This window comes from Bradyrhizobium iriomotense (assembly GCF_018129405.1).
Lineage (GTDB): Bacteria > Pseudomonadota > Alphaproteobacteria > Rhizobiales > Xanthobacteraceae > Bradyrhizobium > Bradyrhizobium iriomotense_B.
Map to the genome: position 1 here is coordinate 1 of NZ_JAFCLP010000017.1, position 14,146 is coordinate 14,146.

General features: G+C 61.7%; 12 protein-coding genes. 5 read left to right on the forward strand and 7 right to left on the reverse strand.

The genetic code is table 11. From position 1 onward, the window contains the following. The coding region (locus JQ592_RS38615; RefSeq protein ID WP_211405974.1) for a DUF5801 repeats-in-toxin domain-containing protein at window positions 1–3,281 on the forward strand (3,281 nt) is incomplete at its 5' end. Window positions 3,282–3,304: 23 nt separating this feature from the next. On the opposite strand, the gene JQ592_RS27815 is transcribed toward JQ592_RS38615, so the two are convergent. From JQ592_RS27815 to JQ592_RS27830, 4 genes are all read right to left on the reverse strand, one after another. Further along, on the reverse strand, window positions 3,305–4,330 hold the full coding sequence (locus tag JQ592_RS27815; protein WP_246820714.1) for a transglutaminase-like cysteine peptidase: 1,026 nt from the start codon (window positions 4,328–4,330) through the stop codon (window positions 3,305–3,307). 328 nt (window positions 4,331–4,658) lie between these two features. Next, a complete protein-coding gene (locus JQ592_RS27820) occupies window positions 4,659–5,906 on the reverse strand; it encodes an HlyD family type I secretion periplasmic adaptor subunit (RefSeq protein ID WP_211405975.1) in 1,248 nt (415 codons plus the stop codon). Then, window positions 5,896–8,085: a type I secretion system permease/ATPase gene (locus JQ592_RS27825; protein WP_246820715.1), complete on the reverse strand. Its 2,190-nt coding sequence runs from the start codon at window positions 8,083–8,085 to the stop codon at window positions 5,896–5,898. The genes JQ592_RS27820 and JQ592_RS27825 overlap by 11 nt, the downstream gene beginning before the upstream one ends. 311 nt (window positions 8,086–8,396) lie before the next feature. Then, a complete protein-coding gene (locus JQ592_RS27830; protein ID WP_211405976.1) occupies window positions 8,397–10,091 on the reverse strand; it encodes a TolC family outer membrane protein in 1,695 nt (564 codons plus the stop codon). Between the two features lie 722 nt (window positions 10,092–10,813). On the opposite strand from JQ592_RS27830, the gene JQ592_RS27835 reads away from it, so the two are divergent. Further along, complete coding sequence (locus JQ592_RS27835; RefSeq protein ID WP_211405977.1) at window positions 10,814–10,996, forward strand: hypothetical protein; 183 nt, start codon at window positions 10,814–10,816, stop codon at window positions 10,994–10,996. On the opposite strand, the gene JQ592_RS27840 is transcribed toward JQ592_RS27835, so the two are convergent. Continuing rightward, window positions 10,993–11,190, reverse strand: coding sequence for a hypothetical protein (locus tag JQ592_RS27840; RefSeq protein WP_349630503.1), 198 nt, complete (start codon window positions 11,188–11,190; stop codon window positions 10,993–10,995). The two genes, JQ592_RS27835 and JQ592_RS27840, sit on opposite strands and share 4 nt — an antisense overlap. Window positions 11,191–11,522: 332 nt before the next feature. On the opposite strand from JQ592_RS27840, the gene JQ592_RS27845 reads away from it, so the two are divergent. The 3 genes from JQ592_RS27845 to JQ592_RS27855 all read left to right on the forward strand — a co-directional run bounded on the left by JQ592_RS27845 (window position 11,523) and on the right by JQ592_RS27855 (window position 12,934). Next, window positions 11,523–11,795 (forward strand): hypothetical protein, encoded by a 273-nt coding sequence (locus JQ592_RS27845; protein ID WP_211405979.1) that lies wholly within the window; start codon window positions 11,523–11,525, stop codon window positions 11,793–11,795. Window positions 11,796–12,245: 450 nt separating this feature from the next. Then, window positions 12,246–12,644 (forward strand): hypothetical protein, encoded by a 399-nt coding sequence (locus JQ592_RS27850; protein ID WP_211405980.1) that lies wholly within the window; start codon window positions 12,246–12,248, stop codon window positions 12,642–12,644. Between the two features lie 26 nt (window positions 12,645–12,670). Continuing rightward, on the forward strand, window positions 12,671–12,934 hold the full coding sequence (locus JQ592_RS27855; RefSeq protein ID WP_211405981.1) for a hypothetical protein: 264 nt from the start codon (window positions 12,671–12,673) through the stop codon (window positions 12,932–12,934). A gap of 232 nt (window positions 12,935–13,166) precedes the next feature. On the opposite strand, the gene JQ592_RS27860 is transcribed toward JQ592_RS27855, so the two are convergent. Both JQ592_RS27860 and JQ592_RS27865 read right to left on the reverse strand, forming a co-directional pair. Next, the gene (locus JQ592_RS27860; RefSeq protein ID WP_246820716.1) at window positions 13,167–13,442 is read right to left on the reverse strand and encodes a hypothetical protein; all 276 of its coding nucleotides are present in this window, start codon (window positions 13,440–13,442) and stop codon (window positions 13,167–13,169) included. A 103-nt stretch (window positions 13,443–13,545) separates the two neighbouring features. Continuing rightward, window positions 13,546–14,067, reverse strand: a complete 522-nt coding sequence (locus JQ592_RS27865) for a GNAT family N-acetyltransferase (RefSeq protein ID WP_211405982.1) — start codon at window positions 14,065–14,067, stop codon at window positions 13,546–13,548. Window positions 14,068–14,146: the final 79 nt, after the last annotated feature.

Genomic DNA, 14,146 nt, shown 5'->3' on the forward strand with positions numbered 1-14,146 from the left:
GCAACACCAATGCAGGGTCGCCGCCGACGAGCACGCCGGCGACGCTGATCCCGGCCGGCTACACGGCGGGCAACGACGGCGACGTTGCCGGTACCGGCTACATCTCGACGGCGTCGAGCGGCAGCGCGCTGGTGACCATCAATCCGGCATTCGGCGCGGACGGTCCGGCGGCGAGCGGCAGCACCAGCTACGCGCTGTCGGCGGTGGCCGGCAACTCCGGCGTGACGCTGACGGACGGCACGCAGGTCAACCTGGTGCAGATCTCCTCGACCCTGGTGCTGGGCGTGGTGGCGGGGCAGCCGACCACGGTCGCGTTCGCGATCTCGATGGACGGCACGACCGGCGTGGTGACGGTCGAGCAGTATCTGTCGCTGCACAACCCGACCGGCGGGACCAGCTACGACGAGACGACGAGCCTGACCAACGGCGCGCTGTCGGTGATCGTGACGGTGACGGACGGCGATGCCGACACGGCCTCGTCGAACGCGGTGAACGTCGGCAGCCAGATCCTGTTCCATGACGACGGTCCGGCGGTGACGGCGTCCGTGAACGCTTCATCGCAGGTCGTGCTGGACGAAGGCAACACCAATGCGGGCTCGCCGCCGACGAGCACGCCGGCGACGCTGATCCCGGCCGGCTACACGGCGGGCAACGACCTCGACGTTGCCGGTACCGGCTACATCTCGACGGCGTCGAGCGGCAGCGCGCTGGTGACCATCAATCCGGCATTCGGCGCGGACGGTCCGGCGGCGAGCGGCAGCACCAGCTACGCGCTGGCAGCGGTGGCCGGCAACTCGGGCGTGACGCTGACGGACGGCACGCAGGTCAACCTGGTGCAGATCTCCTCGACCCTGGTGCTGGGCGTGGTGGCGGGTCAGCCGACCACGGTCGCGTTCGCGATCTCGATGGACAGCACGACCGGCGTGGTGACGGTCGAACAGTATCTGTCGCTGCACAATCCGACCGGCGGGTCGAGCTACGACGAGACGACGAGCCTGACCAACGGCGCGCTGTCGGTGGTCGTGACGGTGACGGACGGCGATGCCGACACGGCCTCGTCGAACGCGGTGAATGTCGGCAGCCAGATCCTGTTCCACGACGACGGCCCGAAGGCCAGCACGGTGACGGCGACGCCAGTGCTGGACGACGATGCGCAAACGCTGTTCCCGGGAAATCCGGGTGGCACGGGCGACGTCACCAACAACACGGTTGCGACGGGAGCTGCGGGCGCGCTGTTTTCGGCAGGCGCCGACGGACTGCAGGCGGTGAGCTTCACCGCGCCCTCGGGGCTGAAGGCGATCTATAAGGACGCCAATGGCCTGGCGGCGCAGGAGACGCTGCATTACACGACGACGACGGCTGCGGGTGGTCACACGATCTACACGGCGATCGGGGATAGTTCGGGCCACACGGTATTCACGCTGGATGTGGGCGCGGACGGCTCGTACACGTTCACGATGTCGGAGCCGCTGGTGTCGCCGACGATCGGCACGACGGAAGAGAATCTGTCGGTCCAGATCGGCTTCACGGTGACAGACGGCGACAATGACACGGCGACGGGCGCGCTGACGGTTCAGGTCAACGACGACACGCCGGGCATCACGGCCGGTTCAATCCAAGACGCGATCTTGAATACTGTTGCGGGTAGCGAGGTGCATGGCACTTGGCAGCCAGTGTTTGGCGCGGATGGACCAAACGCGGCAGCGGCGATAGCGATTGCAATCCCATCGACAGGGTCCGGTTTGACGTATGCTCAAACCGATTTGGGGATCATATCAGGTCATCATGTGTTTCAGATCGACGTTTCCGGTGGAACGTCGCCGTACACTTTCTACGAATATTCACAGTTTAACGCGGCGACACAACAGGCAGAGATGTTTGCCTTTACAGACGTCGGCTTGACGACTTCGTTCTTCACGCTGGATGTCAACGCGAACGGAACCTACGACTTCAATCTCATCAATACGTCCGGATTTGAACATACAGTCCTGGCAAACGCATCCACGGCTAAGCCGGGCAACTACAATCCGGAGATGTTCATCGTCGGAACGAGCTTCTATGACGGCGCTACGCTGCCTGCCGGCACCACGCCTGACATTAGCATCGACGGATTCGACGTCTCCGGCGGCGGTCATGTCGATGAGAACGTCTTTGTGAATGCCAACGGAATCGCGGTCCAAAATGGCAATTTCGAAGCCAACGAGCTGATGACCTTCCATTTCACAGGCGCCCAGACGGAGGTCCAATTTAGTCTCGGCAAGTTCCAGGCGGGCGGTACCTCTGAGTTTACCGTTTCACTGGATGGAGGGGCCACGCATACTTACGTTATCAATGCCAGTTCACCGATCATCGACATCAAAGCTTCGGATTTCGGCCTGACAAGCTTCCATGATATCGATTTAACGAAGATTGCTTCTGCGCTTGCCACCGATGACCCGACTGTGGACATTGAGACCATTCGGTACAACTCGGTAACCACTCTTGACACTACATCGCTTAACTTCGTTCTGACCGTAACTGACGGCGATGGTGATCAGTTCGCCAGCACTGCAGATCCCCTTACGATTTCCCTGATCGGCGGCGGACACACATTGACCGGTACCACCGGGCCGGAAGTGCTTGGAGCAACGAGCTCGATCGAGACGCTCAATGGAGGAACCGGCACCAACGATACGATTGACTATGAACACTCGACTGCCGGCGTGAACGTCAATCTCCAGACAAACGCCGTTAGCGGGGGCTGGGCGGCCGGAGATACCATCAGCAACTTTGAGAACGTGATCGGCTCGGCATTCAATGATACGCTGACGGCTCTGAACACCGGCAGCATATTGGATGGCGGCGCCAACAGCGCGGGCGGCACCGACACTCTAATCGGCGGAAATGGCAATGACGTGCTGATCGCGAGCCGCGCGGGTGTCGACAGCCTGACGGGTGGCGGCGGCAACGACACCTTTGTGCTACATGGGGACGGCGCAACCAATGTGTCGATTGCCGACTTCAATGCTTCCGGTACCGATGGCATCGTGGTCGACGTGGCTGACCAGGCTCTCACCATCAACACAGCCGCTCTCATCAACGCCGCGACGCAGTTTGCTTCTGGCAACGGCGCTCCGACCACTGGTGGAGTTGGCTGGACCGAAAGCACGAGTGCGGACAAGTTCTACCTGAATACCTCGGACAATACTCTGTGGTATTCGGCCAACGGAACTGGCTCTGATCAGGTCCTTCTTGCACACATGTCGACGGGCATCGCGCCTTCTGCGATCCACGTCGCTTGAGGTGTTGGATTGGACAGGTAGCATCAGAGCAAGAGCGGCAGTGAGCCTAGAGCAGGGCCACTGTCGCCCAGGGTGTCTTGGCGAGTCCAATAGCTCTCCTCACCGCTCGCTGCAGCGGGCATACCGCCCATTTCGCCGTCGACCGGCGCAGCCTTCGCGTAAGGCTTGGCGAACAGATGCACGCCGTCGTGATTGATCGCGAACAGCGGCGCGAAGTTCAGCTCGCCGTTGTCTTCACGCAGGCCCGCCCACCGGTTGTCCAGGATCAGCCAGCGGCCGTCGAGGCGAGCCGCGAGCACCGCGTGGTCCTGCCGGACGGTACGGTCGCGGACGAGGAGCAGGCGCATGTCGGCGTCCGGGAAACCCGCTTCGCGCAACGCGGCGTATTTGGCGATCGCATAGTCTTCGCAATCGCCTTTGCCCGTCGCAAAGCTCGCCAGTGGCGAACTCCAGCGGTCGAGCTCCCGATGCTGGACGAGATCGCTGACATAGCGGATCGCGGTGTTAACGCCGAGATTGGCCTCCTCGAGCTGAGCTCGCCCGGACTTCGCCTTGACCGCCCCGACGAGCCTAAGGAACTGCGCAGCGTTAGGCGGGCAGCTCGCGGCATCGGACCGGCAGCGTTCGAGTAGGGCCTGCTCGTTGGCGATCTCTGCTTCAACGGTGCGCCATTTGTGCCAGATGGCATTGTCGGGGGCCCGGAACGCGAAGAGGCCGAAGGGTTCATGACCGAGCGGCGGTGCGCCGGCAGGAGAGGCGGCCTCTGATTGGGCATCCGTCGCCGTGGGGGAGGGAGGCGTCAGCGCTGCCAGACGCATGGCATTTGGCCCGCGGCCACGCTCGCGGTCGAGCTTTGCCAGCACCGCGTTGATCGTGAAGAACGTCGCGGGCGCCTGAATAGTGTCCGCCCCGGGCGCGATCTCACGCGGCCCGGCTGGCCCGACATCGGTTGCAAACGCCACCGAGGTCGCAGCACCGCTGAGCGAAACCAGCATGGCCGCCGCAAACGCCAGAATGCCCTGCCGTCGCTGTCCACAACGCGACTTCATTGACCGTCCCCATATTTCGGGACGGCGCCGGCGTCTTTACGCGCCTGATCATCATCCCGACCTGTTTATCGGGAACCAGCGTGCGCGTGGGCGCGCTTAAGTCGGGTTAAGACCGGGGAGGGGACGGCCAGGAATGAGCCGGTGGGATGAACCGCGCCCCACCGGCAATGCTAAAGCTTGCGATCGCGTATTAAGGACGCATTAAGCAAGGCGGTCGAGGGACGGATCTAGTGCATGATCCGGAAAAGTGCGAAGCGGTTTTCCGATAAGATCATGCTGAAACAACAACCTAAAGCGCGATGACGATTCATCCCAATCTCATCGCGCTTTAGTGCTCGCGCAGGGCCTCGTCGCGCAAGGTGCGAGCCGGCTTCATGATGTAATCCAGAACGCTCTTCTTGCCGGTCAGGATCTCGACGGTCGTGATCATGCCCGGAATGATCGGAAGCGGAGTTTCCTCCGTGCCGAGATGGTTTTTGTCGGTGCGAACCATCACGCGATAGTAGGTCTCCGGCCGCTGCGCCGCCTCTCCCTTGTCGTCGAGGATCGTGTCAGCGCTGATCCGCTCGACCTTGCCGGCGAGATGACCATAAACCGAGGAGTCGTAGGCGGAGATCTTGACGACGGCATCCTGGCCAGGGCGGATGAAGGCGATGTCCTGCGGCCTTATCTTGCCTTCGACCAGCAAGGTATCGTCGAGCGGAACGATGTCCATGAGGTTCGCGCCGGGCTGAACGACCGCGCCGATCGTCGTGACGTTCAGCTTGTTGACGATGCCGCGAACCGGCGAACGCAGGTCCGTCCTGCGCACCCTGTCCTGGGCGGACTTGATGTTCTCGTCGAGCACGGCGAGGTCGGCCCTCGACTTGGCGAGGTCCTCGTCCGCCTGCGCCCGGAAGGTCGAGATCGTGGTCGCAATCTTCGCCTTGGCCTCGGCGATCTGGCCTTTGGCTTCTGCGGATTGACGCTCCAGCCGAAGCATTTCGATCTCGGGAACGACCTTCTGCTCGTACAGCTTGCGCGTCAACGCGAGCTCGCGATCGAGCAGGCCTGATGTTTGGGTCAGCCTGGCGATCTGTTGATTGAGAACGTCCACATCCTGCGCCACCTTGAGGGCGCGGGTCTTGAAGACGCTCCGTTCCGTCGCGACGGCAGCAGGAGCGACCTCCTCGATCTTGTCAGGGAAGACAATCTCGCTACGGCCCTTCGCTTCGGCGTCGAGCCGCGCGAGGCGGGCCGCCATCGAGGCACGGCGCTCCCGTATCTCGCCGAACTCGGAAGCGAACTTGGTGTCGTCGATCCGCATCAGGGACTGCCCCTGCTGAACCACGGCTCCCTCCTGGACCAGGATGTCGCCGACGATGCCGCCTTCCAGGGATTGCACGACCTGAATCTGCCGCGAGGGCACCACCTTGCCATTTCCGCGCTTGACCTCTTCGAGCACGGCGAAATGAGCCCAGATCAGGAATGTGGAGAGGAGGGCGAGAAACGCCCACAGCAGCATGCGGGAGGTCCGCGGCGTTCTCAATCGGACGGCCGCGCGGATATCGTTGGCGTAAGCGAAATCAGCTGACATTGGACTTCTGCGCCGGCGGGACTTGTTGAACCACTCTGGGATTGACGACCGGCTCGGCCGACGGAGTCTTGCCTTGCAGCAGGCTCAAGACGTGGTCGCGTGGCCCGTCGGCGACCAGCCGGCCGTTGTCGAACAGCAGCAGCCGGTCGACCATGGTCAGCAGTGAGAGACGATGAGTGGAGATGATGATGGTCATCTGCGCATCGTCGAGTTTCTTCAGCCGTTCGAGGAACTCGCTTTCGCTGCGGACGTCGAAATGGGCGGTTGGCTCGTCCAGAAACAGGATCTTGGGCTTGCGGATCAATACGCGCGCAAGGCCGATGGCTTGCTTCTGACCGCCCGAGAGGCTGCGGCCGCCCTCCGCGATGGGCATGTCGTAGCCCATGGGATGGCCTGCGATGAAGCTTTCGACGCCGGCCAGGCGCGAGGCCGCGAGCACTTCTTCGTCGGTCGCGGCCGGATAGCCCAAGGTGATGTTGTCGCGCAGCTTGCCGAAGAACAGATCGGTGTCCTGCATCGCAAAGCCGATGCCGGCGCGCAGGTCGGCGGGATCATACTGGCGCGAGTCGACGCCATCGACCAGGATGCGGCCATCCTGTGCCTCGTAGAAGGAGAGCAACAGGCGTCCAACGGTCGTCTTTCCCGAACCAACCCGGCCGATGATTCCAACGCGCTCGCCGCTCTGAATCTTGAAGGTGACCTTGTCCAGCGCCTTTCCGGGCGCATTGGGGTAGGTGAACGAGACGTTCTCGAAACTGATGGTGCCTTGTTCGATCTTCCTGGCGAGATAGGTTCGTTCCGGCGAACGTTCCCGCTCCAGAGTCATGAGTCGATCGATGGATTTGAGCGCCGAGAAAGTCTGAGTGCCGCGGGTGATCACGGATGCGATGCCCGCAATCGGCGCCAAGACCCGGCCGGCGAGCATGTTCGCCGCGACCAGGGCGCCGACGGTCAGGGTGCCGTTCTGGATCAGAAAGACGCCGATCACGATCAGGAGCAGGCTGGTCAACATCTGCGCCGAGTTTGCCGCCGTCAGCGCCAGGGATGACCAGAAGTGCACGGCCTCGCCGGAGCGGGCTGTCGCTGCAACCGAACGCTCCCAGGCCGTCTGCATCCGCGCTTCACCGCCCGAGGCGCGCACGGTTTCGAGGCCGGCGAGCGATTCCACCAGCACGCCATGGCGGGCCGCCGATTCGGCTTGCAAGCGCTTCATCGCCCGATTGAGCGGGCGTTGCAGCACGAGGCCAATTCCGATCATGACCGGCAGCATCAAGAGCGGCACCCAGGCCAGCGGCCCCGCGACAAGGAAGAGGACCGCAACAAACAGGATGGCAAACAGCAGATCGGTTGCCGAGACGACGCTGCCCGAGGTGAAGAACTCGCGAACGGAATCGAAATCCCGAAGCTGGTTGGCAACAATGCCGACGGATGTCGGCCGCTGCGACATCTTCACGGCCATGACGTGTTCGAAAATGTTGGCGGCTAGGACGACATCGATCGTCTTGCCCGTCACGTCGATCATCTTGCTCCGGACCATCCGCAGGATCAGATCAAAGACGATCGCAAGGCCCATGCCGATCGAGAGCGCAACGAGTGAGGGGATCGCTCCGTTCGGGATGACGCGGTCATAGACGCTCATCGTGAAGAGCGGCATGGCCAGGGCGAGGATGTTGATGAGCAGCGCCGCCAGCGCGATGTGTCCGTAGTTGCGCCAATGGGCCTTTACGACGGACCAGAACCAGTGCTGCCGGGGAAGACTGCCGGCCGCGACGGCTCGCGGGTCCGACTCGGCGGCTGCCCGGACCAGAAACGCGTAACCCGTATATCCCGCAGCGATGGTGTCGAAGGTCAGCATCTGCGGCACATACGGCCGGTTGCTTGGATCGATCACCCTGGCGGTACGCTTGGTTTCGTCGATGCTCAGCAGGACCAGCGTCGTTCCGTTCTTCATGATCAGAACGACCGGAAGAACGAGAGACGGGATATCCAGCAGCTTGCGTTTGGTGGCCTCGGTCTCGAGGCCCGCACGGCGCGCCGCGCGTTCGTAGAGCGAAACCGTCAGACGCCCATCGAGGATGGGCAGGCCGCCGAGCAAGCCATCGCGTGTCACGGCTCTGCCGTGATGTCCGGCCAGAAAGATGAGCGAGTCCAGCAGGGGATCGCTTTGTTTCGCTTCCATCCTCTCGGCCCGGGCCGACGCCGCGGACTCTTCGCCGATGTTGTTCGGGCGCGCACCTTGGGCCGAAGCCGTCTTTGTTTGACGAAACAGCAAGCTGATATGCCTTAAATGAAAAGCGATGACGCGAACTTGGCAAAGTCGTCGAAAGACTACGACAAACTGCGAGTTAATTCATTTACTTATTTGAGCGGTCGAGATTAACGATTAACAACCGCGCGCCCGGAAGGCTATCCGTGCGTTATCGGGGGTGGCCGAAATCAAAAAAGCCCGCACAAAGTGCGGGCTTTCCAATGGTCGTTCGACCGACGTTGCTATTTTGTAATCGGCGAGAATGCGGTCAGCAGCCAATGGGGCTTCTCGGCCGCGGCATATGAGCTGCGCTGGCCGGCCGAGCTGTCGAGCGCGATCGGCCCGCCGGAGCCTTGGCGCTGCGCAAACCAGGCCGACACGCCGGCAACCTTGGCGGACGAAGCCGGCTCCCCGGACCAGCGATCGCCGAAAGCCGACGTGGCAGGCTCGGTCGCAGCATAGGACAGCCGGACGGGCGCTGCCGTCGGCGCCGGGACAGCAGTCCGCAGCGGCTCCGAGCCGCTCTGCGGCAGCGTCCAGCGGAACGTGGGCGCCTTGTAATCGGGCAGGCCGAACAGGTTGAGATCGGTCGGAGCAGCGTCAACGGGGGGAGGGGCCTTCAGATATTCGATCAGGGTTCCCGTCGCAGCGAGCAACTGATAGTCGGCAAACACCACAACCGCGCGCGCCGAGGTCAGCGAAACCTGCGCATTGAAGAACTGGTTCTGGGCGTTCAGGAGGTCGATGAGCGAGCGCTGGCCGAGCTCATATTCCTTCTGGAAGGCGGCGATGGTCTTCCGGGCCGCCTCCAGCTCGCCGGTCAGCGCGGCAATGCGGGTCTGCGTGACCGTGCGGGCGTTCCAGGCCTTGTCGATCGACTCATAGGCATCCCGCTGCAGGCGGGCGTGCCGTGCGGTCGCTTCCGTGAACCGTTCGGCCTTTTCCGAGCGGTTCCAGGCGTCCTGGCCGCCGCGGAAGATGTCCCAGGACATCACCACCTTGCCGCTGTAGTCCTCATGGGTGACGGCGGGCGAGCCGGCGGCCGCAACATAGGGGAACGCGTTGTCGTAATGCGTCGCCCGACCCTCGAGATAGAATTTCGGGGCAAACAGGCCGTCCGTGGACTTGAAAGCGTGCTTGGCGGCGTCGACGTCGGACTGGGCCGCCGAGATCGTGGAGTTGAACCGCAGCGTGACCGCGAGCGCCTCATCCCGGCTGGCCGGCAGCCCCCTCAACGGGCCCGGGAAACGCACATTGTAAGGCTCTATGCCGACCACCTTGCGGTACTTCGCCCGTGCGTCCTCGAGACTGCGGCGGAATTCGGCGAGCGCCGCGCGAGCACTTTCGACGCGCTCCCTCGACTGCTCGAGGTCGCCTTCGCCGGCCCGGCCGCCCGAAAACCGGGAGTTCACGTTCGAGAAGATCTTCTCGTGATTGGCGACGTTCTGCTGGGCCCAGGTCACCAGGCGCATATAACGCACGACGTCGATGTAAGCTTCGGCGGCGTCGAGGGCGATGAGCTCGGTGCGTTCCTTGACGCGTGCCGCGGCGGCGTTCACGCGCGCATTTTGACGCCACACCTCGTGGATCGAGGTGAAACCATCAAAAAGAAGCTGACGGACGACGACGGATTCCTGGCTTCCGTTTCGCCACGGCCCTGATCCGGTCGTTGGAACCGCAATGCTCGGCGCTATGAAGCCGGGCGACTGGTCGAACTTTTCCGGTCCATAGCTGGCGTCGATGCGGACCTGCGGTAACAGCGTACTCTGGGTCTGGCGGAGCTCGCTCTCGGTTGCGCGGCGGTTTGCCGAGGCCTCACCCACCCCCGGGTTGGTCTGCATCGCCTGTTTCAAGGCATCATTGATTGAAAATTGCTCGGCTTTCGCGGGGGCGACGGCCAGGATGATCGTTGCGAAGGCTAAATGCGCCGGCTTCATGGTCCCCACCATAAACGTCTTTTAACAAATATTATTGCCTAGGAAGAATTAGCAAAATGCTACGGCACTACCTATGACATTTCAGTCACAGCTTGCAGCAATCGATCCGACGTCCGTTGCGCGAGCAACACGGGCCGGCTCAGGCGGCCCAACCAATACCCCCTCATCGACAACGATAACGGCCTGCTGCGTTGCACAAATTGTGCGTGTAACCTGCCCCTTAGCAGCCTGATTTTACTAATCAATTGCGCTGCCGCTGTGCTGCGATGTGAGGGTCGCTCCAGGCCCCCGGTTCCGGATATGGGCGGGAAGGGCAGGCAGAGCGGGGAATTTTGCCGCGGGTTGAATGCTTTCCCCGACTTCGGCGTTGGAGGCCGCCCCGGGTCGGCCGGCATCATCCGGCCTTTGCCGATTCGGATACCAGGGTGCGTAAACGGCCGACAGGTTGGACCTGCAATCGGCTTGCCTTCAATCGCCGGTCATCAACGCGTGGCCCGGACCTGCTCGCATACGTTTGGGCGATGTCCCGGGTCCATCCTCATGATACCTCGGGCAGCAGGCCTTCCGGAATAAACGGACGCGCATTCAAATTAAGGAGGGACAGGCAGCCATCGGGATGCAAACTTTGCTTAAGGTCTCAGACACATAGTGGATGCATTTCAGCGTGAGATTGAAAGGCATGAATTGTGAATCCAGATCTTCGAACCGAGCTCGAGGGCCTCATGGAAGATATCCACAAGCGCCAACGGCATATTGAGGACCAGGTTTTTCTCATCAACATTCTCGAGCGCGAGGGGCACATCACGCTCGACCAACAGGCCGCTCTTAGATTTGAACGCAAGCAGCTGGCGCTTCAAATGGAGCGGCAGACGGGCCTGCTTTTGAAAGCGCGGATCCGAGCTTAGCGCCATTCGTTCTCGGGCAACGTTCCCGGCGGAGGCTTGAGTTGCTCGAGCCCCTCGTCGATCGCCCGAATGTCGTCTTCCAGCCGTTCGATGGTCCGGATCGGATCGATGCCCGACACGGTCCGGAGTTGATCGAGCAACTGGCGCCGATGCTCGCGCAGCTCTTCGAGTCCGCGCCGGTCCTTGAGTGCCACGTGAGAGGCAACGATCAATTCGATGGATGATGGCAAGGCAATACCTATCGATTAAATGCGTCGATTAAAGAGTTTATTATAGAGCTTTATGTGGACCGGAAAAGATCGCCCTCATCCACACTTCGACGGTAGAGGCTGCCGGCGCGAGATTTGCCGGAGATCCTCAGCACCGATGCCCGCCTGCAATTGCGACTTGCCGGGAGCGGGCTGCCGTCACGTCGGGTTGGGCGCACAAATCACCTGTTCTTCTTGAGAGGGCGCCATGGCCTGACGGCAAAAGCCGCTCGATCTTGCTCTCCGCCGAAGCGCGGCCATGTCGCAGGACGTACATCGTGAGTCCACCGCGCGCGGCCTTTACGGCCGGCGTTACGATCATTAATTTCAGCTCGATATTTTTTGATTTGCTTGCCGAGTCAGCAGCCATTTCGCCAGGGCAATTGCAGACGATGTGTGATCGTTGCTCGATCTTCGACAGGAAGATTCAAAGATTCAAGGAGCTCGTCGTTCAGCTGTCTGATTTCGACGACGGCTTGGTCGAGCAGATCATGTGGAGAATAGCCAGACTGCGGCGCATGAAGGCTGCGCTTCATCCCGAAGACCGATAGCCCAATCTTCTTTATGACAAGTCTTCTTTAAGACCGGGCTCCGGGCGATGGCCGCCATTTGTTTGGTCCCGGCGCGAAATTCCAACAGCGCCGTCCGCTCGAAATCCAGTGGCGGACGGCGCTGCTCCAGCCCCGGGAGGGAAATGCAAAATCCCGGTTGTTCGAGTCTGCGGTTTCATTGATCTAGGTCAAACCAAAACCGCTTGTTTGGTAAATCACGCCGAGTGTATCGAACCGGCCCGCTGAGCATCAATCATTCGGTTGAGATTGCGGGAAGAAAAGGAAAAAGCGTTCATCTGAACGTCGATGAGTAGGGCCTTCTTTCGAGATTCCGCACAGCAATACCGGACGAGATCATCGGGCACTTATCACTGGGTGCACGCTCGACGGGTACGAAGGGGCTTGGCAAGATCGGGAAAAATAGGCAATATTCAATTTTTGGACTTTGCCATGCCAGCTTATCTCGTCCGCTCAATTGACAGTCATCGGATCGTCGGCCTTTTCTCCGCCGATCATCCCAGAAGTCTCGCCCATTCAGTCCAGGAATGGACCGAACGGGACCGCTGCGAATACGTCGAATTGCCAGCCGGCGGCCTGGTATGGGCGGGGTCGGCGGTTCGAGTGCCTATGCATCCTGGCATCGAGAGAGACGCTGACTGGAACTTGCCCGAATTGCCTTTCACGAGCGCGACGCTGTCGGATACCTGGCTCAATGTGCTCTACGGCTACACGCCCGGACTTCGTTGGACGAAGTTCAGGGCCAAAAAAGCACCGCAATCGACGTCAGCCGAACTTCCGGCGCCGGTGCGCTCGGCGCAGATCATTCCTCTGCGAAGACCGGCCACCTAGCAAACGGCCAAGCGAGGAGATGAGCAATGACGGCAGAGAAGCTGCGTAGCCACGTCACCTATTTGAGCGAATTGGGGCCGGACTCCGAGGGGCGCGACGTCTTCGTGGGCCTGACCTATGGAGAAACCGTCTGGTTGATCGATTATCGGGAGCGGCGTGCGCGCGGTGAGCCGGGATGGAGCCGGGATCAGGCGGCCGCTCGCGAATTGTCGGCAAGGCACCATACGGCACACATCGAGATCGTGATCGCACAGGCGGAAAAGCGTTTCGACAACCCGACCATCAACTAAAGCATGATCCAGACCCGCAGGGCCGCGATAGCGCAAAGTGTGAAGCGGTTTTCCGGAAAGATCATGCGTCAACAACAACCTGAAGCGCGATGACGATTCATCCAAATCTCATCGCGTTTTAGCTGGCTGGGTTCTGCTGCCGCTGCTCATCCCGGCGCTCTGATGACGAAGCCGTTCTGCGGATGCAGGTCATCCGCAGAATTCAACTTCCTCATATCCATTTCGACGATAGTCAGCGGCAGACATACGTCCCGTTGACCAGCACGCGAACGCATGCCGCGCCTGCGGCCGCAGCGCCGACGGCCGCGGTCCCGACGACCGCGCGTCGGGTGGTCCGGCGTGCCACGCCGGCGACCGACACGGGGGTCAGGGGACGTCCGACCCGTGCATCTGCCTGGCTGAAGGATAGTGACGGTCCCTGATTGGGTGACCCGCCAATGGAGACAGACATGCCTGCGCCGACCACGATGGTCGCAGCAAGCAGCTTACCGATCATACCATACGTCATGACGACCTCCGTCTTTGCGGCGATGGTGTCGACTGACCCACGGGCCGGCCGGCGCACCGTTGATCAAGATCAAGGGAAGAGTGGAAATCCACGTCGGGGGTCATCAGGTCAGCTTCAACGCCAAATGAATCGTTTGAGGGTCTCGCTTCGCCGCAGGGCTGAAGCCGAGCCTCTCGAAGACGCGACGCATGGCCGTATTGTCCGACATGACCTCCGCAGTCAGTTCAGTCAGCCCGGCCTCGCGCGCGAGCGCGATGAGATGTCGTGCCAGCAGCGTGCCGACGCCACGTCCCTGCCAGGCATCGACAACGACAAAGGCCATCTCTGCGCAGCCGGGCGTCGCGACGACGTAGCGGCCTCCACCTATGATGGCGTCTCGGCCCGCATCCTCCGCGCAGGCAACCAGCGCCACGTGATTCACGAAGTCGATCTCCATGAAATAGGCGCGCTCGCGGTCCGAGAAATGGCGCTTCGGTGCAAAGAAGCGACGCTGGCGTGTTTGCATGCTCGCCTGATCAAGCGCGGCGAGCATGCCGACCTCATCGTCCGGCCGGAGCGCCCGGATCTCGATCGGGAGGCCGTCAACTAGCGTCTCCCGGCAAGTGAAACTTGCTGGAGTCCCCATCAACGCGCGCCCTTTCTCGTTCAGTCGTTTGCCGATACGTGCTGCCTGACTCGGATCAGGCCTGCCGCGAAAGGCAGCT

Coding starts and splice junctions, on each gene's coding strand:
- JQ592_RS27860 (WP_246820716.1), bottom strand. CDS start 13,442: ATGACGTATGGTATGATCGGTAAGCTGCTTGCTGCGACCATCGTGGTC.
- JQ592_RS27855 (WP_211405981.1), top strand. CDS start 12,671: ATGACGGCAGAGAAGCTGCGTAGCCACGTCACCTATTTGAGCGAATTG.
- JQ592_RS27865 (WP_211405982.1), bottom strand. CDS start 14,067: ATGGGGACTCCAGCAAGTTTCACTTGCCGGGAGACGCTAGTTGACGGC.
- JQ592_RS27815 (WP_246820714.1), bottom strand. CDS start 4,330: ATGAAGTCGCGTTGTGGACAGCGACGGCAGGGCATTCTGGCGTTTGCG.
- JQ592_RS27830 (WP_211405976.1), bottom strand. CDS start 10,091: ATGAAGCCGGCGCATTTAGCCTTCGCAACGATCATCCTGGCCGTCGCC.
- JQ592_RS27835 (WP_211405977.1), top strand. CDS start 10,814: ATGGAAGATATCCACAAGCGCCAACGGCATATTGAGGACCAGGTTTTT.
- JQ592_RS27850 (WP_211405980.1), top strand. CDS start 12,246: ATGCCAGCTTATCTCGTCCGCTCAATTGACAGTCATCGGATCGTCGGC.
- JQ592_RS27820 (WP_211405975.1), bottom strand. CDS start 5,906: ATGTCAGCTGATTTCGCTTACGCCAACGATATCCGCGCGGCCGTCCGA.
- JQ592_RS27825 (WP_246820715.1), bottom strand. CDS start 8,085: ATGGAAGCGAAACAAAGCGATCCCCTGCTGGACTCGCTCATCTTTCTG.